Source organism: Rhizobium acidisoli, assembly GCF_002531755.2.
GTDB lineage: Bacteria > Pseudomonadota > Alphaproteobacteria > Rhizobiales > Rhizobiaceae > Rhizobium > Rhizobium acidisoli.
This window is the reverse complement of record NZ_CP035002.1, coordinates 1-22,793: the sequence shown is the minus strand read 5'-3', so window position 1 is coordinate 22,793 and position 22,793 is coordinate 1. Positions and strand designations below refer to the sequence as shown.

Here is a 22,793-nt window from a genome sequence, read left to right as displayed (position 1 = left end):
TGGCCTTGAAGGTGTAACGGTTAAAATCCATCTATACCGTTACAATTCCATTTCCCAGAAGTTGTTCCGCAGCACATGGCAACGTCAACATCCGAAATGCGCTTAAGTGGCGGCCATCCCGCCCTCGACTTCGTCAACACCGTCGACAGCCGGCGCGGCCGTTGGGGACCCGACCTGTTGCAGTCGCTCGAGGATCTGGTCGCGTTGGCTGAGCGTCTCGACCTCCTCGATCATTCGGCGGCGTCGCGTTTGCGCAGCCAGGCGGCCAGCATGCCGGAAGAGGCCGACTTAGCGCTAACAGGCGCCAAGAGGCTACGGGAAGCCGTATATAGGCTGTTTGTGTTGGAGGATGTCGGAGAGCCCTACCCTCCCGAAGACCTCGGCCTGGTGGAGGCGATCGCGCAGCTTGGCCGAACGCATCAGGTGTTGGAGGCCGCCGATATCGGGTTCAAGTGGGCTTTGCCAGTTGACGATCTTCATCAGCTTGGCCAGTTATTTGCAATCAAGGCGACCGATTTATTGATTGAGAGAGGGCAGCGGCGAGCGGTGCGTGAGTGTAAAGGCGACAACTGCGGATGGCTGTTTATCGATCACTCCAGAAACGGGCGAAGGATGTGGTGTTCGGAAGCGACCTGCGGCAGTCACAGTCGTGTGAAGCGCTTTAGAATGCGATCGAAGCCAAGGTAACTAAACGGCAGAAGCTGCACGACAGGACACCTGCTCTGCCAACAATCGGAACGATAGGCGTCCTCGTCAGGATTGCCGGCCCCTTTCATTCCTATCCTTGAACACGCGGCCGCACCGTGCGGATCAGTGTCGTTGTGCGGGCCGCGGAAGTCCCCCGATGGCGACAACCGTGGTGAGACCGTGTCACTTACACATGGCGCGCCGCGCTATTGGTAGTGCAAAAGCTGGTGGCGTTATCGGCAAAGGCTTAAACCCTGTCTGCGGAAACCCTGTGTGGCTTGCTCGGGGCGGTCTTATCCGCGCGCTGTCGCGCCGGTCCTCCCGCGCTGACTAGGTTATGCGCGGTGTTGATCAGGCCGATGTGCGAAAAGGCTTGAGGGAAGTTGCCAAGAAGGCGCTGGCCCACGGTGTCGAACTCTTCCGAGAGCAAGCCTAGATCGTTCCGAAGGCGGAGCAAGCGGTCGAACAATTTGAGCGCATCCTCCCGGCGCCCGGTGAGCACATACGCGTCGGCCAGCCAAAAGCTGCATGCCAGGAACGCACCTTCGTCCCCACCGACCCCGTCCTCGGTCTCGTTCGTGGAGTAGCGCATGACGAGCCCGCCCTGCAGGAGTTCCCGCTCAACCGCGGCGATTGTACCGATGACTCGTGGGTCTTCGGCTGGAAGAAAACCGACCTGCGGCATCAGCAGAAGGCTCGCATCGAGCGTCTCACCGCCGTAGTATTGAACAAAGCTGTTCTTTTTTTCGTCGAAGCCGTTGGTGCAGATTTCGTCATGAATTTGTTGGCGCGCTTCACGCCACTTCGCCACTGGGCCTTCTAGTCCGTACCGCTCGGTGCAGATTACGGCGCGATCAAATGCCACCCAGGCCATCATGCGCGAGTGCGTGAATGGGCGCGCGGGCCCGCGCACTTCCCAAATTCCGCGATCCGGCGTCTGCCACGCCGTCACCAGGTGAGCGAGCAGCACCTTTTGCAGCCGCCAGGCCTCCTCTTGCGGCTGCAGCTCGGCATCACGCGCCGCGTTGAGGGTGTCGATGAGTTCGCCATAGACGTCAATCTGCATCTGGCCGGCAGCCTCGTTGCCGATCCTGACAGGACTGCTTCCTTCATAGCCCTTGAGCCACGACACCTCGAACTCGGGCAGCCAACGCTCTCCAGCGATGCCGTACATGATCTGGAGTTGTTCAGGAGCACCCGCAACAGCGCGCAGCAGCCATTTCCGCCAATCCTCCGCTTCCTGGCGATACCCCGAATTCAGCAGCGCATAAAGGGTCAGTGCCGAATCGCGCAGCCAGCAATATCGATAGTCCCAGTTGCGCGTACCCCCGATCTTCTCAGGAAGCGAGGTGGTTGGAGCAGCGACAATCCCGCCTGTCGGGGCGTAGATCAGCATCTTGAGGGTGATGAGCGAGCGGACCACCGGCGCGCGCCATGCTTCCGGCATGTCTTCAAAGCTGCCGTGCTTTACCCATTCGCGCCACCAGATTGTCGCTCGATCGAGTTCTTCCACGCGATCACGGACAAAATGCGGCTGCTCGTTCGAAGGATGGTAGGACATCGTCAACGGCACGACTTCGCCAGCCGTCACGGCAAAGCGCGCGCACGTCTTCATGTTGCGACCTTCGAGCGTTAGATCAGTATGAAGTTCGACGGCGTTGGGCCCGGCAATTGCGCTCGGGCCGTAATCCTTGCGCCGCACCCAAGGCACCGCCTGGCCGTTTTCGAACCGCAGCACGAGCTCCATCTCCATCTCGACGGTGCCCGAAACCCCCGTCACGATGCGGATCAGATCGACATGGCGATCGCCTTCGTTAATCGGCATGAAATCCGTGAGGGTAACGACGCCGGTGGCCGTCTCGAAGCGGGTTTCCAAGATGGCGGTGTCGGGGACGTAGCGCCGGCTCGTTTTTCTTTTGCTGACTGGCGCGATCTTCCAGCGGCCGTTATCGGGGGTGCCGAGGAGTGCGGCGAAGCAAGCGGGTGAATCGAAACGGGGCAGGCATAGCCAATCAATCGATCCATCTTTACCAACAAGCGCTGCGGACAGCATATTACCGATCAGGCCGTAGTCCTCGATGCGCTTGGCCATGTCCCAATCATCCACCATGCGCAAAGGAGGGGTAGTCGGTCATACCGCCATCGACAAAGATCGTCGTCGCGGTGATGTAGCTGGCGGCATCGGAGGCCAGCATGATGGCAATCTTTGCGACATCCTCGGGTTCGCCGATACGGCCTAGTGGGATCTTCGTCAGTAAATCCCTGTAACCCTCCGGGTCCTGCCAGACTGCCTGATTGATCGGGGTTCGGATTGCACCAGGAGCGATACAAAGAATGCGAACGCCATAGGGCGCCGCTTCCTGCGCCAGCGATTTGGACATCATTGAGACACCCGCCTTGCTGGCCGTATAGGCGCTGTAGCCGGCCCAAGCGATTACCTCATGAACGCTTGTGGTATTGAGCACAACCCCCGACCTTTGAGCGACCATACGTTTCAGGGCTTCGCGCGCGCACAGAAATGTTCCCTTCAGGTTGATGTCGACAACCCTGCCCCAGACATCGGCGTCAGCTTCCCAACCGAGCGCATGTACACCGTCAATTCCCGCGTTGTTGACCAATACATCGATCCCGCCCCAGGCATCGTCGATCTCACTGAACATCCTCTCGACCGCTTGGGGGTCGCTGATATCGGCCATCAACTGAAGTGCCTCGCCACCGGTGGCGGTGAATTCCTCAACGAGCGCATCGGATTGTTTTGGGTTGACCAGATAGTTGATCGCAACGCGTGCACCCTCGGCGGCGAAAGCCCTCGCGATCGCGGCTCCCAGACCGGAGTTGCCTCCTGTCACAAGAACACGTTTATCCTTCAGTCCCAGATCTATTGTGGCTCCGCCGACTCAATCAAACGGCGCTCGCGAGCGCCGCAGCCCAGTAACGCCGGAGGAACGGGCGTTGTTCCGGGCCAGCGGACTGGTCAAACCGAGCAAAAGAATCAGTCAGGCGCTTGGCGGTCCGTCGATATGCATTAAACGAAAGATGCCGCAGCAACGCCGGGGACCTACGAGAGCGAGATGACTCTGATAGCCATCCGCTGATGACACCCTGCTTACGGAACCGACTGCCCGGCTACACCTTACCCAGATCTCAGATTCTGCTTTACCATGCGAAACGCGAGATCTGATCCCAGTATCGCGCAATGACACTTGCGTTCTTCAACGGTCGCAATCGATCCTGGCTCAACGGGTTGCATCACGACAGTTTGACCGTTCACACCGCTCCAGCATTGTTCTTAACTGCGCGTTTTGCAGCTTTAGCTTTCTGGCCAGCTCACCCCTGAGCACCCTGATCTCTTCGTCAAGGCTGATCTCGTCCGTATGGGAAACCTTCAAGATTGCTACCGCTTTCTTGCGGCGACTTCTTTGCTTACGTGGTGCGGCCTCGACTGCTCGATCGATGTCCGTGACGCTATGTGCAGCGGCCAAGTCGACATCAAGCCCGTCGGACAAAGCTGGATCAGCAGCCTCGACAATCTTGGGGACTTCGCGATCGACCTGGTCGGGGGCATCGCTTGCAGCTTCCTCGGAACGCATACGCTCTGCGGAAATCGCAACGGCTTGATCGTGACGATGTATGCCGCCGGTTGTCGGCCGATCAGCGCTATTCAAGCTCTCCCTGGCACCAGCTTCAGTCAAACCCGCAATATCCAACGTGTCCGGCTTAACCTCGTTGGTCGATCCTTGTTCTCTCTTTCGCTCGCGTCCCGCTGACACCAGTCGGGCAAAAAAATTCCATGGAGACGCCATCTCTGACCTCGCGTTTCATCCCGCAAGCAGGCTGTGAATCCAGTTCCGGCAACAGCATCAACCGCCGCCAAAATGTATGTCTCGATAGGCATACAAATGCGGCCGGCCATTGACCGGCTGCTTACCTCAATCGAGCTTGAGCCGCTTGCGCAGATCGGCATTTTCAGCGCGAAGTTTTTCAGCCAGGAGCTTGCGCAGCCGTTGATTTTCCTCTTCCAACTGCAGGAGATCGTCCATCTCATCGATCGCCGTTTTCGGCGCGGCCGAGGCGGCCTGCACAGCCTGTGGAGCACGGCTCCTACGGGTGCGTTTTGCGCTCGCCGAAGCTTCGATCACGTTTGCCTTGCGCCCTCTCCTCTTGCCTCCAGTAGCGCCGGTCTGCGCGGCTGGCTCGGCCGCAGCGTCAGTTGACGCCCTCTCGGGAGCCGCTGCCTTCTTAGCGCGGGGCTTGCGCTGTTTCTTCGGCGCAGTAGGCGCTTCGATAACGGGCAGTACATCGTCGTTGGTTGTTGTATTGGTCTCTTCGGCCATGCTGATCTCCTGTGCATCTGATACAGTTGTCGACGGCCCTAGAGCTGGTGTCAACGACGACCCGGCCCGATCTGGTTCCGGGAAAGACATTTCAGCGTCGGATCTCCCATTTTGAGAGCCATCTGACAAGTAAGGTGACGCCTCTTCCTCAAGGTCGCGAGCGACGGACTTTAGATCCATGTTGCCCCAGATTGATTTTGAGCCGGAATCGATTTTTCGCCTGCCGGTTTTGTATTCCACAGCAAAGCTGCGCTGAACTTTTTTCAATGAAAGAGGCCTTGGAGAACCCATAGGATGGTTTGGTGATTTGGTACATCCGGAATAGCGATTATTGTACTACCCGTCTATACCGACCGACCAGCCTGCTGCCAGTTTGAAGCATAAAGGCGAGAGCAACACCCGAGGAGGCTAACCGAGATCATCTCGTCAGATTGAGGAGCATCAAAGTGCATTCGTTGAGCCGTCTCAGGGCTGGCGAAGCTTCAAACCTGTTTTGAAGCCGACGTAACGCGCCTCGCCACCCTTGAGTAGTCAGCAGCAGCGCGCCGAGATTTCGACGGAGCGATGGACATCTGGTAACCCATGAACGCAAAGCCGTCCCTTTCGCGCATTTATCTCGACCAGTCGTCAAAAGGGGCGGCTGCGCTAGGTGCTGTTGCGGGCTCTCGCGATGATACCTTCAAGCCCCATCCTCGCAAGCGATGCGTTGAAGCATTTCGCCGTCAGTCTCCATCTCTCCACATGGTCGAATGGAACTATGCACACCGCTGCAAACCTTTGCCCCCAAGACTCTAGCCGTGCGGTAAGATCGGCGTCTGCCTCGAGCGACCTTGTCCTGTCCATCAGCATGGCCATATAAGGCGCGATGACGTCTGATTCAAAGATTTTTGTCGGCCTGAGACCGACGCGAAAGAAGCCGGCTGAACATCGCGAAACTGGTGGTCCAAGATGCCAATGGGACGGATGCGACAAATAAGGCATGCATCGCGCCCCCGTCGGAGCGGATGCCGAGGGATACCTGCTCTTTTGCAATGGCCACGCAAAAGAATATAGCGAAGGCTACAATTATGTGACGAAACTGTCGAACCCTGTCACGGCCCGCTATCAGCGGGAAGCAGCCAGCGGCAGCCGCCCTAGCTGGGGCGTTCGGGTGGATCACTCTTCATACACGCCCCTTCCCTCTTCAATTCGCTCCGGGACCGCGAAAACAATCAATGCAAGAAAAAACGCTGCGCGAAGCCAGGCAGCGAAAACGGCCCTTCAATACCGCAAACTTAAGGTGCTGGAAGCAAAAGCGTTTGAAACGCTCGATCTCTCATCGGACGCGACGCCCGATGAAATCAGGACACGTTACAAGCAGAAGCTCAAGATTTACCATCCCGATGCAAACGATGGAAACCGCGCATCAGAGGAGGCGCTTCGGGCGACGATCGACGCTCATAGAATCTTAAAGCTCAATGGCTTCTGTTAGGCGCGAAACGCACTGACACGTTGACGGGACGAAGCCTGGTCCCGATCGGGGGTGGGGCCCATCTGGGAAGGACGCCGTTTTCGTGGGCGATTTCGCGCTCGGTCCATTTGCGATAAAAACCGGTCGACGGCGCGTGTATACCAGTCATCTCGCGGATTTTTGCGGGCCATCGGCAGGTTGTTCTTCTCCGCGTCCCGGACAGCGGGAAATCGCTTCACCGTTACGCGCGGCAGGCGAGGTCGAGCCGCAGCCATATACTTCGCCTTGAATGGACGACGGTCGCCGCGATACTGCCGTGCACGTCGAGGATTTTCACCCATACCGCGCGAGATAACGATGTTACGAGATATTGGCAGATCCATTTGACATACAAGAATTTCGGCCTTTTTCGGATCGGCGCGCAGATCCTCCACGGCCTCCTCAATCAAAAAAATCGGCGTGAAAATTAAGGATCGAATTTGAAACATGCCTTGCCAATTGGACGCCTATTGGTGAGAGGAGCTCGCGTGGCCATGGGGTCGCTGAAGTGATCAGAGCCCGAATGGCTGAGAAAGAGACGGCTCACGCCGCCTCTTCCTCGTCGAGGACCGGCTGCAAGTCATGCAGGTAGTCGACGGCGCGCTGGGCATGAGCTGCCGCTGAAAAGATCGCGCGCTTGTCGTTGCCGAGAACTTTCAGCCAGCCATCGAGATAGCTTGCATGGTCGGGGCGTGGTTCGAGCTCGGGAACGATACCAAGATCGGCGCAGAGAAAGCAGCTGCCGAGTTCGGCAATGAGTTCTTCGCGGGCGCGTTCGCTCCTGTCTTTCGCGTAGCGGCTGAGATCCCGATCAAGCCTCCGGGGTGCAGCGGTCCAATGCGTCATCTCGTGACTAAGGACGGCGACATAGGCGGCATCGTCCCGAAAGGCATCGAGGCATGGCATCTGGATGTAATCACGGGCAGCAGCATAATAGGCCGCGGATCCTCCGTGCCGGATCAGTGCTCCGGTATTGGCAAAGAACCGGCCGGCAGCACCGATGCGGCTCATCCAATCCTGGCCAGGGGCTGTAGATTGAGCAAGGCCATTGAGGCCGGTGATCTGATCGGTGTTGAACACGGTGTAGGTTTTGAGGAAGGGGATATCGCGTTCGATTTCGGCGCCTGTCTCCGTCGTCTCGGCGCGGATGAAAGAGCTGGCAAAGACGACCGTCGTGCCGGTCTCACCCCTGCGGACGGCGCCGCCGAGCTCAATTGCCTGGCGAAACGTCATCCACCTTGGTGACGCAAAGCCGCGGCCGATGGCTTCAGCCCAAAGGAGCAGAACATTGATCCCGGTGTAGGGTTGGCCATTGTGGCGCAGGGGCCGGCTGACCTCGGTCGTCGCGTTACCCGTGGTCCACGGTTTGGTCCAGGGCCGTACACCCTGCTCAAGATCGGCGATGATCTTGTTGGTGATGCGGCTGTAGATGTCTGATCGTTGATTGGTTTGCTGCCTGCTCATGTCTGAACCTCCGTTTCGAGGTCGCGGCCATCGCGACCTGCTACGGCGGTCCGAAAGCCAGGCTGCAAGCGCTGCCTGCACCCGCAGGGCCGCAACGAAGTGGAGGACGGCAAAGCCGTTGCCGGCGGCGCGAGCCTGGCAGGACCAAAAGCCGGGGCAGGACGCGATGGCAGCAGCGCACGGCCAGGTTTGGCGCAGGTAGAAAGCGCAGATCCAAGCTCGACCGTGCTGCTCACCGCGCCACATCGACCAGACGAACCGTGTTTAGAGTGCCCGGCCGTGGCAGTGAGCGGCATATCGACGATGTCATCGCGCAGTGCCGTCCGATCGTCCCGGCGTCAACGCCGGTCGAGGTGGCGGTTCGATCTATTGGTCTTAACTCGATATGGCCTAGCCAGCGATATCCAATCACACCCGCGGTGCCAGCCGCATGCAGTCTCCGCTCGATTTTCGCAGCTGGGTGCCGCACTGCGTGCCTTGAATGCGGTGAAATGCGCGTAGCCACAACGACGTCGCCATCCGGTTGCGTCCATCACGCTGCGGACTTCTACTAGGGATCCAAGACCAACAAGAACCGAAACAGGCTGGACATATCAGGCTTCATGCCGCCTGCGCTGGAACCGCTGACGGCAACCGGTTCGGTTTAAGTCTTCAAGAGGAATCCAAATAGCGGCGCACTGATCTACGCAATCCATGCGGTCCCCGTAACCACATCAGCTAAGCGTCTCGCGACTGCGGCACGCTTTAGCGCATCCTTCGCCGCGAACTCCCCTCTGAGATCCGGATTAATCTTCGCTCAATCGCATATCGTGCTTTCAGTTGGCTGACGGCCACCAACCCACGCCCATCGCCATAACGGACTTGAACACTGTCTCGAAGAGGAAATAGCGCTCGAGCCGCGGCTTGAAATCGGTTTTCGGTTTCCTCTTAGTACGGTGCCGAACACGGTCGCAACGGGGACGTGCGGTTAGGAACTCTGGTGGATGTCTGAGGTTTAGGCCCTGCAAAGACGATCCAAACCATAAAGGTGAAACTCATGATTTTGAAGATCCTTGCGACATCCGCACTCGCTCTCGCTCTTGCGACATCTGCCATGGCCCAATCCTCCGGAAGCTCTGGCGCCTCAGGCAGCTCCAGCGGCGGCACATCGTCTGGCAGCGGTGGCGGCGCATCGGGCACGAACGCGACGGGCGGCAGCAATATGAATGGCAGCGTTGGTAGCAATTCGACCGGGCCTGGAGCTGACGCCAGCAATCCATCGGATAGCAGCACCAATTCCGGCGCGTCCGGCGGTGATCCGAATGACTGCCAGCGCGCGGCGGGAAGCGGCAACGGCAATCCGACCCCCAATAGTTCTGCACAAACAGGGGCAGCCACCGCTTGCTGAAGCCTTCCGGACTGGTCGGTAGTTGCAAAGGCCGTTCCGGAGACAGACACAGGCCCGCCAGCTTTGACGGGCCTGTGTGCCGAGCAGCACCAGGTTTCGGGCAGTCTACTTGATCAGATCGAATTGCCATTTCGCAAAGCTGCGAGCCGCTGCGGCGTCAGAAGTGGATGGGGATACGGTGCGAAATTTTGATTGAAGGCTTGACCCATTCGCTTGGGCAGCCCTGGACGACGGTGGCGGCAAAGGCGGGTCGAGTCGCTAGGCGCGGCGAGCGTCCCGTTCGTCCTTTACTCGTGCGACGACGTCGACGATGCCGCTCCTTTCCTTATCACACTGACCACCCGCGCTATCTCCACGGGCTTGTCGAGACGTTCAACGGTCCCAAATCGCGACGGGATTCCGCGGGAACTGTAACCGGTGACGAATGCGAAGAATTCGTTCCGGGCCGCCAGCCTGTCTGCGATCGGAATAGCCGACTCTCCATCGAGATTCAGGTCGAGGAGGGCGAAGTCCAGGTGATCGGTATCGTCGAGAAGGGCCAGCGTGTCAGTCAAGGAGCCAACCGGCCCAACCACCTGCGCACCGGCACGGGAAAGCGAGCGCGCCAGTTCGTCGGCGATGAAATAATCGTCCTCAACAACGAGAATGGCGAGACCAGCAAGAGTTTCGATCGTCATCCTGGGCTATTCCTTCCTAGGGCCAAAGGCTATGGGAGCCAGGATGGTGCAGCGGATGCCGTCGGCGCCCATTTCATAGGTGGTCTTAGCTTTGAGTTGATACGGGAGCGCGCGCTCGATGAGCTCCCGCCCATATCCAGAGCCCTGCGCCGGCGCGTCGGCAGCCGGCATGTTTTCGACCCCAGTCTCCACCCACTCCAGGAGCAAGGCCGGCGTTTCGCCGTCATATCCATTTTCCAGACGCCATCGGATTGTAAGACAGCCTTGTGGCGATGCCAGCGCTCCGTATTTGACGGCGTTTGTTGCCAGTTCGTGGAGCGCCAGCGCGAATGTCTGGATGGCCCGCGAACGCAAGCGGATCCCCGGCGGTCCATCCAGCTTTATCTTTTCCCTGTCGTTTACATGCGCGGCCAACTCGGCCTCAAGCAGATCATCGAACGTAATCCGTTCATAGTCGCCGAGCTGCGAGAGAAGACTTTGGACCCTAGCAACAGCCGCAAGCCTGTGCCCGAAAGCCTCCCCGAAGTCTTCCAAGGTCAAGCTTGACTCGATCGTCTTTAGCGATAGGGACCGTATGACCGCGACAATATTGCGGGTTCGATGCTGTAGCTCCGCCAGCATGACCTCCTGACTGCTCTGCAGTTCCTTCAATTCTTGCACATCTGTACAGGTCCCCAGCCACTCGAGCCCTAAGCCGCTTCCTGGAAGCGAGCGGCTGTGGTGCCAGACATATTCCCCGTCCGACGCTCGACGGATACGATACTCGCAATCGAGCCCACCCTTAGCTTCCGCACCCATCCAAGCCGCCGTCACCAGCTCGCGGTCATCGGGATGGACAGCGTCCAGCCAACCCATCCCAACGCTGTCTTCATCGCGTTGCCCTGTAAACCGTTCCCACTGCGGGCTTGACCAGATGCGGAAGCCAAGGGATCTCGCGCGCCAGACCAATTGCGGAACGCCCGCTATCAGTGCGCGCTGCAAGGCCTCGCTTTCTAAAAGCCGCTGTTCGGTTCGGTGCCGTTCCGTGACATCCTGGCCAATCTTGAGGAACCCTCTCACGGAGCCGTCGGGGTTTCGCAAGCACATGGTCGAGCCGTCGAGGAAGACCCGCGAGCCGTCCTTGCGCACGTGCCATCGAACATCGGGAGCCGAACCTTCGTGTCTGGCCGTTTCAATCTCCTTGCGATCCTCTCCCCTCGCCCGATCTTCGGGAGTGAATAGTTCGCTGCCGGACATTCCTGTGGCCTCCTCGGCGGTCCACCCGAAGATTTTCTGTGCGCCCTTGTGCCAGTCGACGATCCGATCCTGGGGGTCTGCGACGAAAATTGCATAGTCGCACGCGTTCTCAACGACAAGAGCGAAACGTTCCGTCGTCGATTGAAGAGCCTGCACCTTGTAGAGCCTGTCGATCACCGGACCGAGAATTGTGGCGTAGGTTCGGAGGAACTGCGTGTCTTCCTCACCGAAATCTCTCGGCTCGACGTCGTCGACCTGCAACAGCCCGTAAGCACGGTTGCCGGGCAAGAAGATCGGAACGTTGGCGAGCGCGGCGACACCGGCCTCTCTCATAAAATTGGGAGTTTTGAAACGTTTTTCCGTTGTGATGTCTTGAGTGATTACGGGCTCGCCGGTCCGGATTGAATAGGTTTCGGACGTATGGTCGTCCATATCTAACTCGAGGCCGACAATGTCAGGCTGCCAACCGACTGCCGCTCGCACGCGCAGCTTTTCTCCCCCTTCCTGAATTTCCAGTACCTTGGATCGTCGCGTTTCAACAGCGTCGCTGACCAGACGACAGGCCTCGCGCAGGACCTCATCCAGATCGTCGGAACGGAGCGCGAATTCTCCGAAGTCGGCGAGGATCTGCTGGCGCTTGATTAACTGCCTATGATCCAGCACTTGCTTCCTCGGGCCTGTCATTTGAATTCCCCCGAACATCCAGGTAGATGATTAGTTCCCAACGACGCGTGGCCAGCAGCAGCTAGCACCATACGCCCCTGGAAAAATCATGTAGCGTTGGCGCAGAATTTAGCTAGTCAAGGGCGAGAGCTGCCCTGCCGACGACGAAGGTGGGCATCGTCTTCGGTAATTTGTTCACCGCTAGCGCCGAGATTAAGTAGCATCGTGCAAAACGCGAGGGATCTGCGGCAATTACCCAGCTGATTCAAGCGCCCAAGCATTGCACGATTTTTTGTCAAACTCATATCATTGGCCGGTCGGCTAACTTGACAGCTACAGACTAGGATCGCAGTCGTCCAGGCAGCGCAGATTGCGATTGCGGGGCATTCACCCACTTTCTGAACGCCTTGTGGCCGTGCCCCCGGCCGTGGAGCGGACTCGACCCTCGGTGCCATATTTGTCTTCGTCATCAGGTCTTCGCAGACTCAGGAGGAGATGCATCTTTGACCGACTCGATCGGTGGCGAACGCCATCCCAGCCCGCCCCGCTTGAATAGCGGCCGCAAGCGGTGCGTATGCAGTTCGCCCAGATGCCGCGACCTCGGTTGAAAGAAGGCCGTTTGCGCACTGGCGGCCATCGTCCCAACCTGGATGATTGACGATCGGATAAAGGCATAGCCCCTCCAGCGGAACGCCTGACTGCATTGCCAGGGAAGCTTGGCCAACAACATAATCGAACCAAGCGGCACGTCGCTCGTTCTCGATACCCGTCTCGGCTATGAAGATCGGTCGGCCATATCGCGCGAAAGTCTCGCGCAAAATCTCATTGAGCGGCTTGTATAACGCGTGCCCCATATCGATCGGCGGGCCCCCATGAATCCACTGGTTGTTGAAGTAATAGTTCACGCCGATAACATCCAGATGTCGGTCGCTGCCCCCGATTTGGGGCCATAACCTGCCGCCGATGAGGTCCCACGCCTGAAATTGCGACTGGCGGTGACCTTCGGCGATAACTCTGTCTTCAGGCCGCGAGGGATGCGCGGTGACATTGATCACCGGCTCGCAGTGAACGAAACGCGCGCGCTGGTCGGCTGCACTGATTTCGTCCATCGCGGCGATCGCGGCGCGCGCCAGCTGCACTTTCAGTTCAAAGCCACGGCCATTGGCAAACGGGTTGAGGTAGCCCGCATCGCCGCCGCCCCAGGATAAAAACGAGATCTCATTGACCGGGCAATAAAAGGGAACGCTGCCACACTCTTCGCGCACCAGCTTTGCGCAAGCGCGCGCGAACGCGGCAAATCGATCGACAAAACGGGGCGACCAGATGTCGAGATCGTCCGGCCAGCCATAATGCAGCAGATCCCAGATGACCTGCGTGCCGGTCAGCGCGGCCGCCCGTATCATCGGTCGCGCGCTCGACCAGTCATAGCCGCCGGACTTCTCGATCAGGTGCCATCTAAAACCGTCGCGCACTGTACGGATCCCTAGGCCCAGAAGTTGATGGTAGTCTTCTTCGGCGTAGCGATCGTGGCTGACGGCGGCAATCATATCGAGGCGGCGGCCCTTGGTCTCACCTTCCCGCGGCCGAAGGCGATGGGTCGAGCTTTCAAAACCTCCCTGCAGAAAAGACCGGAACAGACCGGTCGGACCAGCCGCTTGGCGCTTGCTGCAGACATCCGCCAGCAGTTGCTCCCATTGCGGCAAAACTGCCTCGATTGAATAGGTGGTCTCGACCTTTCGCCGTAGTGCGGTCCCAAGCGTGTGTCGACGTTGCGTGTCCCGCAACAGAGCCATCATCTGTCCGGCCACGGCGGCGGCATCCCCATAGGGGACAAACACGCCGGATATGTGGTCGTCTATTTGCTGCTTCGCGCCGTTATCGGGCGTCGCGATCACCGGCAGGGCTGCTGCACCGGCTTCTGCAATGACATGCGGCATGCCTTCGCCGATTGAAAGCCAGGCAAAGATGTCGAATGACGCCATTAGGGCCGGGATATCCTGCCGATCGCCCAGAAACTGAAGCACGCCGCCCAGCCCGCGTTGGGCCGCCAGGGCCTTGAGTTGAAGCGCATAGTCCGGCACGAAGGCATCAGGCCCGCCGACAATAATAAACCTGGCATGCTTGGCCGCGACACTCACCCGAGCAGCGGCTTCGACAAAGTCCTCGATGTTCTTCTTGGGGTCGAGCCGGCCGACCCAGCCAATCAGGACCTCGTCCTCGGCGATCCCCAGAGCCCTACGGGTCGGGCCCCGCAATCCTGGATCGAACGCCGAGAGGTCGACCATCGAAGGAATCTCAAGCGCATCATGCTCGCGTCCTGGCATCCGCGATGCGGCGGCGTCGCGGATGGAACGGCATACCCCGACATAACGGGTCGTCAAGTGTTTGGGGCCGGCGAGTGCTTCAGAAACGAGCCCGCCATGTTCGATCAGCGGCGGGCGAAGATGCAGGCGCTCCAACGCAGGATAGATATCCGCGACGTTCTGACAGGAGATCACGACCTCGTAGCTCGAGATTTTTCCGGCAAGGTAGTTGACGGTGTCGTTAAACGAAAGGTCGTAGGGCGTGGTGTCGACGTCGATCCCCAGCGAGCGAAGCTGGACATGGGTCTGCTCGGGCATGCCGGGTTTTTTGAAGCAGGCGACGACGTCGACGCGGTACCGGCGGCGATCGAGGTGCTTGGCTAGCAATCGCACTTCGGTCTCCTCTCCGCCGACGACCAGCCAAGCAAAGACGAATAGGATCCGAATAGGCGTCGGTTCGATGGTCATTCGCTAACCTTGAAGACGATCTGTAGAAACTCCGGTCGGTTTTCGACCAGATCGGCGAGGAATGATGGTGCCTCGTCGAAGGGAACGACGTGGGTAACCATGTGCTCACGGATCATCGTTCCATCCGAGGCAAGGAGGTCGACCGTCGCACTTGCAAGCCGGCGCCGGTCCCAGAGTGGAGCGAGCCCGCGGGGAACGCGGTTGATTTGAGCGCATCGTATGTTCAGGCCATTGTGGTGGAATTCTTCGCCAAGCCGCAAGGCGTCGGCTCCGTGCTGGTAGAATGCAAGGTCGATCACCGTACCCTGCGGCCGCAAAGCTTTGAGTGCCGTATGCAGGCTCCCGGGATGAGCTCGTGTCTGAAACGCAAGATCGGCACCGCGTCCCATCGTCCCGTCGTGCCAGCGTGCCTTGGCATGCTGCCAAGCCTGATCTTCCGTCATCGCGGTCAGCCCCATCGCCTCCGCCTTTTCTCGGCGAAAGTCGGAGGGGTCGGCGACCACCACCTCACAGGCGCCAAGCACGCGGGCAAACAGCGCCGTCATAAGACCGACGGTGCCGGCCCCGAGAACGATCACCGGACGACCGGCCACACCCGCACCGAGTGCGGGGACATTGACCCCGAACGTTTCCGCGTCGGCATGGAGGATCCCATTGGCGGCGATCGGCCCCATCTGGGCGACGAAGATGCCGAGCAGGGGATCGAGCTCGGGGGGGATCTGGACCAAGAGATCGTGATATGGGTCCGCCGTATGGCCGCTCTTATGACCATAACTCGCCGCTAGCACCGCGCCTTCGGAAAAGCCATGTGCACGCGACTGCGAAACGCGCGCGACCTCCATGTAGCCGAGGAATGGAATGGGATAATGCAGATCGGGCTCGCCTTCGATAAAAACACCACGCCCGCCATCGAAGCGGGAACGAAAATAAGGATTGGTATGCTTCAGGAAGGTCAGTTCGGTGCCTGCGGACAAACCAGTGAACAGCGTGTCAAGCCGCAAGTGGCCGTCGGCTGGCGGGCGCTCCTCATAGTCGAAGAAATAGGCGCGGCCCGGCGCCTCGACGCCAAGCGAGCGTATGTTGCGATGGCCTGGTGCAAGCCCCTGCGGCGGTCGCGGCTGCTGCCGCAGCGGCGCTGGTTGAGGCCGTCTGATCCCTGAGGGGTCGAGGTGCACGACCGCCCCACTCCGAGCCGAAGACACGACGGCCAGGGCAAGCCGGTGGGTCGCTACAGCGTCGCCGTAGGGGCACCGGATGCGGTTTTCGCCGCCACGCACAGCGTCGACAAAATCGCGGTCCTCGCGCCAGACCGGATCACCGTCGGCGATGCGCACGGGGCGACCGCGTCCAACATCGACCATGATGTCGCGATCAGTCAGCTCGATTGCCAGCCTATCGGCAAAAATGTGAAGGCCGACCCGATGGCTCCAGCCGAGAAGGCAGGTGGAAGCTATATTGGCGACCACGCCCGTTTCAAAGGTGAGGCTGGCGGTCGTCACCGTCGGTACGTCCAGGCCTGGAAATTCCGGTCTGGCGCGCCCGTAGACTTCCGTGACGTCTCCGATGAGCCACCTGGCCAGATCAAGGAGATGGGTTGCCTGTTCGACCATCTGACCGCCCGATTTGCCCTCTTTCCACCACCATTCCGGCGGTGGGGTCGAGTCGAGCCAGTAGCCTGATAAAAGCTGTGCGGGATTGTCTGCCAACAGGCTTTTGGCCTCGTCGACGATATCGAGATAGCGCCAGTGATAGCCGACAGCCGTTATGAGGTTGGCGTTGGCTACGCCCGCAGCGATGTCTTCGGCCTGCGCCGAGCCCAGCGACACCGGCTTTTCGACAAAGAACGGTATCTGGCGTTGAATGAGATCGCGCTCAGGCTCGCCATGAGCAAAAGGCGGGATGCAGATATAGACCGCGTCAAGCTGTTGCGTATCGAGCATTTCGCGATGATGCGCGAACGATCTCGCGCCGAAGCGCATAGCCGCCTCGTCTGCCCGTCCAAGATCAGGGTCGGCAAATGCCACGAGTTCGACATCGTCGAAGCTCGCCAGAACGTCCAGGTGCCGGTGCGCAATGCCGCCAACGCCGATAAAGCCCAGCCGTGTCTTTTCCATGGACCTGTCCTTTTGTGTCTGGTTTCGCGGCTGGTTCAGGAACCGCTCGTAGACCGCCGAAGTCTCAGCGGCCATTCGAAAGACGGAAAAGTCCCGCTTGAAACGTTCAAGGCCGGCCCGACCGCTTGCCGCCAGTCGAGCGGGATCGGCAAGCGCGCGATTGATGACTGCGGCAATCTCCGCCGGACTGCCTGGCTGGGTGAAATAAGGATGATCATCGCCGAGCGCCTCCACCGTCCCGCCAATGCGGGTTGCGATCACGGGCACCGCAAGCGACATGGCCTCCAGAACGGCCAGCGGAAGCCCCTCGAAGTGCGATGGAAGAACGAAAAGATCGGCGATGGCCATGATCTCGGCGACATCGTCCCTTTGACCTAGAAACTGGACGTAGTCGGCCAGGTCCAACTCCGTTACCAGGGCCTTCACGCGCTCTTCTTCGGGGCCAGTACCAACAAGAAGCAAGACTACTGAAGGATTGTCCTCCAGGACGGCCGGCAAGGCGCGCACCAGCGACGCCTGGTCTTTCTGCTCGGTGAAACGCGCGACCGTCAAAAGGACCGTCTTTCCGACAAGGCCTAGTCCCTCCGAAAAATCGGTGGCGGATCGAACGGGCAGAAGCGGAAAGATGCCATTTCGAACCACCGTCAAACGCGAGGGCGCGACCCGTGCCTCGCGGAAGCTTTGTCGTGAGGCTTCGGAAACGACGATGAGATGCGCCAATCTCTCGGTTTCGCGTCGATAATACTCGATTTGTTCCGGGTCGTTCAGAAGATATGGGAGATGCTCGGTGCGGATGATCGGAATGCCTCGGGCATCGGCCGCCGCTGCCAGATCGTGCCCTTCCCATCCGATCCCTGCGTGGACGTGCAGGATATCGACTCTGGATCTCGACAGCCACTCCTGAAAACTCGTCTGTATCCCGGATCAGCTTGATTGCAAGTCCGCAGCGCGCTGCGCGCGCCAACAGCCCCGTCCGATCATCGGACATGACCGCGACGGTGACGTTCCAGAATTCGCTCAAACCGCGGCCGAGGGCGAGCATGTGCTCACCCATCCCGGAAGGATTGAAGCTATCGGTTGCCAGAGTGACGTGACGTTTTCTAGTCATGCCGGGCGCCGGCGAGGTTTCCGCTGGTTCCTTGCCGATCCCGCAGGCGCCGATATGTCGCTAGCGCCTGGGCCACGACCTGGTCCATATTGTAATATTTGTAGGTACCAAGCCGCCCGACAAAGGTGACGTCGCCGCACGTACGCGCCAGGGTCTCGTATTGTTTGTAAAGCGCCTGGTTTTCCGGGCGCGGTATTGGATAGTAGGGCTCCCCCTCGGCACTTGCATATTCATAGCTGATACTGGTCCTCGGATGGATCTGACCCGTGAGGTGCTTATATTCGGTGACGCGCGTGTAGGGCACATCCTCCGACGGGAAGTTTATGACCGCGACCGGCAGCAGCCGCCGCACATCACGCGTCTCGTGGGTGAACTTCAGACTGCGATAGGGCAGGCGCCCGAAGCAATGGCCGAAGTATTCGTCGATGGGACCTGTGAAGATCGTATGATCAGCCAGTCGCTCATTCCTGAGATCGGCGAAGTCCGTGCCGACCATCACGGTGATATTGTCGTGGTTCAGCATCCGTTCGAACATGCGGGTGTAGCCGTCAAGCGGCATGGCTTGAAAGCGGTCCAGGAAGTAGCGATCATCGGTGTTGGTCCGGGTGGGGATGCGTGCCGTCACTGATCGGTCGAGTTCGGACGGGTCGAGCCCCCACTGTTTGCGAGTGTAGCCCTCGAAGAAGGTCCGATAGAGCTCCGCGCCAACCTGCGATATCACAACGTCGCGCGACGTTTTCACCGGATCGCAAGGCTCCGCACGATCCGCCAAAAAACGCGCCGCCTCGGCATCGCTGGTCAGATCGATGTTGTAGAGCGCATTCAGTGTCGTGCGATTGATGGGGATCGGAAGGCGCAAATCGCCGACCTGAGCAAGCACTCGATGTTCGTAGGGCCGCCATGCCGTAAAGCGGGAAAGGTAGGCAACGACATCCTCGCTGTTGGTATGGAAGATGTGCGGGCCATATTTATGAACTAGGATCGCTGCCTCATCATAGTGATCGTAGGTGTTGCCGCCGATATGGGAGCGCCTGTCGCAGACAAGGACCTTTTTGCCACCATCGGCTGCGAGCCGCTCGGCAAGAACCGATCCGGCAAATCCGGCGCCGACGATCAGATAGTCGTAGGTATCCCAAGGTGGTCGGCGGTTGGTGCCGACGCGAAATCTCTCAGGAACGGCGGCCGAAACGATTTTTTTGCGCTGCCGCCTGTTCGACAAGCGCAGACATTCTGCGAAAGGTACTGTCCCATGACGATTGCGCCAGCACCCCGTCCACCACATCCAACCACGCCGTTTCGGAGCGGGACAAGATGAGTGCCGCGTCGCAGGCCTCGGCGAAGGTCTGGAGGCCGTTTGCCAAGAACACACCCGGCACGTCGCCGTAAGCGCGCACGACGTCGACGACCTGTGTTCCAACCACCGGCCGGCCGGCGGCGAGATATTCGGGGGTCTTGGTGGGGCTGATGAAGCGGGTAGCCTCGTTTAGTGCGAACGGCATGAGCGCGGCCTGCCAGCCCGAAAGATATGCCGGAAGATCGGAATAGGCCTTTTGCCCGAGATAATGGATGTTAGCGCCTCGGGTAGATCGTCCGGTGAAATCTTGACAATCGGTCCCAGGAACACGAAGGAAAGATCAGGCCGGGCCGACGCGACGCCGCCGACCAGATCAAGGTCGAGCCTCTCGTCAATCACCCCATAGTATCCGAGACGAGGCTGAGGAATACGCGCCTGATCGGCTGGATCGGGCAAAGGGCATCGAGCGGTGCGGAAGTGCTGCGTGTCGACCCCCGACGGGAACGGATGGATGTTGTCGTGTTGGTCCCGCCTTGCCTCATAGAGGCTGAGGCCGCCGGTAAAAACGACATCGGCGCTAGCCATCAAGGCCTGCTCGCAGGCCTTGAGATTGGCCGGGGCGAATTTTGAAGTTTGCGAGTTCATCCATGCAATCATAGACGACCGCGACCGCGTCTACATTCCGGGCAAAGCCAAACATCAGCGGCGTATAGAACCAAAGGATCGGACGCTTGCCGCCGTGGAGCAAAATCAGATCGTCCAACAGTCTGCCAAGAGCAGCCTCTCGATCGGCCCGTTCCACCAATGGGGAATGCGCGGGCGAACAGCCTTGACGCTCGTTCCTTCGAAGGGGTGGATCTCCAGATAGGCCAGATGATGATCGGTGGGGATGAACTCCTCGAAATAGAAGACCGGCCGCTCACGCGAGAACCGTTCCATCAGATGTTGCGGCCTCTGGAGCACAAAATCCCATCTGAGATGCGAAAAACAGATGAGCGGCGCGTGATCCAACAGGCTACTGTCGGACAATTGCGGGACGGAATTCAGCAGATTCATAGGGGGCCTCGCAAGCGCAATGATCCCGAACCGCCAATGGCGATCAATGTTCCCTGGCAGTATTCTATCCGGCCGACCTGCCAATGAACGAGCTCAGCTTTCGCAGGCTGTGCGGCCAAGTCCAGTTGGCAAGAACGACCTGGCGGGGCTTGAACGTATCGAGCCGGCCAGCATGTCGCGAATGCCTTCGTGAAATTTATCGGGCGATGCCACTCGGCCCGTCTCGGCGGTGATAAATTGCAATCCGCAGCGCAGCTGGCTGTTGGCCAGGACCGGGATCCCTGTCAACATGTATTCGGTCAGGATCGCGGGTGCCCCGTCATCGATGCCGCAGACCACGCCGATACGCGCTTGGTTCATCAGCCTGTTCACCTCCTCGAACGGCACGCCGGGTGGGTCGATGAAGTCGACATTGATGCCGAGTTCGCCGACCTCGCTTCGCAATGTGTCGATCATTTCGCCGTACCCGCAGACGCAAAGGGCGCGAATCGAACGCGGAAGCTTGGCAAGTGCCTGAAAAAGGATGTCGTGCCGCTTATAGGCTTGTGCGGCGGCAACGTAGATCACGTCGTAGGTCTTCGGTATGTCGATTGGCCTGAAGGAGAGTTCGGAGGCAAACTCGGGTCCAATCGGCATGATGATCGTCGTATCGTCGGATGACGTGAGCGCACCACCTCCGACTGCCATTCGGAGCCGGTGAGAATAAGGTCGAAATTCCGGCTCACCTCAAAGGGAACGCGCAAGGCGGGTGCATCGATCGAGTTGTAAATCTTGAAACTGGTGCGGCATGCCAACAACACCTCTTCACTCACACCGAGGCCCCAGACGCAGAGGATCGACGGCGGCCCGAAGGCGGCAATGTGCCCGAGCATGTCGTTGGAAGAAAACGGCGCTTCGGACCCGTTTGCCTGAAATGCGCGGCGCATCAGGAACGGGCTGACGCCAGGCTGTTCCATTGGCGGCGTGTGCCATGCCAATGTGTCCACACCTCGGCGCAGTCTACGAGGCCGTCTTTGAGGACCGCCAGCGGAAGCCGTTCGATATAACCGCCGATCACCTCGATGTTTAGGCCTCTGTTGGCGGGTCGAGGACGAGGTCCTCGGGTTCCTGCGAGCCATTGCTGGCAAAACCAAGCAGGGGTCTGGGGCGGCGTGTTTTCCTCATTGCCACCCTGGAAATCGCTGATAATGACTATTCTGCGTAGCGCTCTCTGCGCTGCTGGAAATAATGGCATCGACGTCCGCAGCATCATGTCTGCCGTCCGAACCTGAGATCGCACATAATGTTCCTACCATGGCGCACTGCGCGGTCTAAGCGCGACTTTTTCATGGGGAGCAAACTCGTTGACCTACGCGACAGAACGCATTCACTCAAAGTTCCTGCATCAGCTTCGCTACGTTCTCCCGGTCGAACGGTATGTCGCGACCATGAGCGCGGATGTGGAGAACGATCTCAAGGGGATAGGGTCCAATGCCTTCAGGTAATCGACGGCATCTCCCATGGTCAGGAACGTCTTTTCCTCGGTGAAGAATTCCTCCTGAATGAATGTGATCGTGGTTTCGCTCTCACCGTAAATTGCGAAGGTTTCTTTAGCGCTGAAGTTTTCAGCTCATTTCATCTGCTCCAATTGCAAGCGAGCCATCCCGCGACTGAACCGGCGGCAACGCCCACAGCAATTCCGATTGGAATGTTCCCAGAATGACGGCACCAAGAACCGCTCCTAGTCCCACGCCTATCCCGATACCTAATGCCATTCGTCGTTGCGGTGTCTTGGCCGCCTTTCTCGCGGCGGCACCGCCGCAATGTTAGCTAAGGCTGCCGGAGTGAAAAAGCAAATACGCCACCGCCAAGATTATCGCGACGACGAAGAGAGTCAGCACGAATTTGATCATGCCTTCGCGGCTTTTTGCTGTGTGTTGCTCATGCGAAGTACAACATCGATGAAGTATGGAAGTTCCGGCCGCTCTGCATACTAACTGGTTGGCTGCTTAACACCTCATTCAACCGTTTCTCTGACCGGATAATAACTTGGTGCGCCATCTCTCTGGCGCAGCAACATGGATGTGGGTGCTGTTGGCGAATGCACGCACAGCAACAAACCTGTTCCGATTGATGAACACGACGGCGGGGTTATGGCCCGCGTATTGGAATGGCACCAGTCTCATCTCCGTCTCCTTTCGAGGTCATCTGGAACCCGAACTAGAAAAGTCACCGCTGGTTGCAGGGCTCCTATTGGGTTTGGACGACGTCGACACCAGTCGATCAGAAGTTGAATAATGATCGGCAGACCCAACCAACGTCACTTGGTCCCTTGCTCACATCGCAGTTCCGGCTGATGCTACGGTAGGCTACGTCTGCTCCACCGGGCTAACGCCTGGTGGCACAGAAGCGTAACGCAGAATACCCTTGAATAGTGGCACCTTCTTCAAAGAAAGCGCCCTGACGGCGGCCGGCTTTGCGGCTATCGCCTTCACGTCGCAACGAATTGACTGGTTCTTCGCCGCGACCCCGCA

At 59.1% G+C, this 22,793-nt stretch carries 10 protein-coding genes and 4 pseudogenes; 2 read left to right on the top strand and 12 right to left on the bottom strand.

Annotated elements, in window-relative coordinates; all coding sequences use genetic code 11:
• The first annotated feature begins 75 nt into the window (after positions 1-75).
• A complete protein-coding gene (locus tag CO657_RS32535; protein WP_054186282.1) occupies positions 76-687 on the top strand; it encodes a CGNR zinc finger domain-containing protein in 612 nt (203 codons plus the stop codon).
• Between the two features lie 247 nt (positions 688-934).
• On the opposite strand, the gene CO657_RS32530 is transcribed toward CO657_RS32535, so the two are convergent.
• From CO657_RS32530 to CO657_RS32515, 4 genes are all read right to left on the bottom strand, one after another.
• Entirely contained in the window at positions 935-2,779 is a 1,845-nt protein-coding gene (locus CO657_RS32530; RefSeq protein WP_054186283.1) for a glycoside hydrolase family 15 protein, read from the bottom strand.
• A 7-nt stretch (positions 2,780-2,786) separates the two neighbouring features.
• Entirely contained in the window at positions 2,787-3,569 is a 783-nt protein-coding gene (locus CO657_RS32525) for a glucose 1-dehydrogenase (RefSeq protein WP_054186284.1), read from the bottom strand.
• Positions 3,570-3,923: 354 nt separating this feature from the next.
• Positions 3,924-4,490 carry a hypothetical protein gene (locus CO657_RS32520; protein ID WP_054186285.1) on the bottom strand — a complete coding sequence of 189 codons (567 nt, stop codon included), beginning with the start codon at positions 4,488-4,490 and terminating at the stop codon, positions 3,924-3,926.
• A gap of 126 nt (positions 4,491-4,616) precedes the next feature.
• The gene (locus CO657_RS32515) at positions 4,617-5,288 is read right to left on the bottom strand and encodes a transcriptional regulator (protein WP_054186287.1); all 672 of its coding nucleotides are present in this window, start codon (positions 5,286-5,288) and stop codon (positions 4,617-4,619) included.
• 598 nt (positions 5,289-5,886) lie between these two features.
• Here CO657_RS32515 and CO657_RS32510 point away from each other — a divergent pair.
• Positions 5,887-6,492: pseudogene (locus CO657_RS32510) on the top strand (J domain-containing protein).
• Here CO657_RS32510 and CO657_RS32505 read toward each other — a convergent pair.
• The 8 genes and pseudogenes from CO657_RS32505 to CO657_RS32460 form a co-directional block, all read right to left on the bottom strand.
• Positions 6,489-6,959: a hypothetical protein gene (locus CO657_RS32505; RefSeq protein WP_128715644.1), complete on the bottom strand. Its 471-nt coding sequence runs from the start codon at positions 6,957-6,959 to the stop codon at positions 6,489-6,491. The pseudogene CO657_RS32510 and the gene CO657_RS32505 overlap by 4 nt on opposite strands.
• Before the next feature lie 94 nt (positions 6,960-7,053).
• Positions 7,054-7,974, bottom strand: coding sequence for an ArdC family protein (locus tag CO657_RS32500; protein WP_128715643.1), 921 nt, complete (start codon positions 7,972-7,974; stop codon positions 7,054-7,056).
• A 1,674-nt stretch (positions 7,975-9,648) separates the two neighbouring features.
• Entirely contained in the window at positions 9,649-10,038 is a 390-nt protein-coding gene (locus CO657_RS32485; protein WP_054186206.1) for a response regulator, read from the bottom strand.
• Between the two features lie 6 nt (positions 10,039-10,044).
• A complete protein-coding gene (locus tag CO657_RS32480) occupies positions 10,045-11,958 on the bottom strand; it encodes a PAS domain S-box protein (protein WP_245293100.1) in 1,914 nt (637 codons plus the stop codon).
• A gap of 464 nt (positions 11,959-12,422) precedes the next feature.
• On the bottom strand, positions 12,423-14,708 hold the full coding sequence (locus CO657_RS32475) for a glycosyltransferase family 4 protein (protein WP_054186207.1): 2,286 nt from the start codon (positions 14,706-14,708) through the stop codon (positions 12,423-12,425).
• Positions 14,705-17,930, bottom strand: a pseudogene (locus tag CO657_RS32470) (glycosyltransferase). Before CO657_RS32470 ends, CO657_RS32475 begins: the two are co-directional and overlap by 4 nt.
• A pseudogene (glf, locus tag CO657_RS32465) lies at positions 17,923-20,280 on the bottom strand (UDP-galactopyranose mutase). The pseudogenes CO657_RS32470 and glf overlap by 8 nt, the downstream one beginning before the upstream one ends.
• Positions 20,281-20,344: 64 nt before the next feature.
• Positions 20,345-21,514, bottom strand: a pseudogene (locus tag CO657_RS32460) (glycosyltransferase family 4 protein).
• Between the last annotated feature and the right edge of the window lie 1,279 nt (positions 21,515-22,793).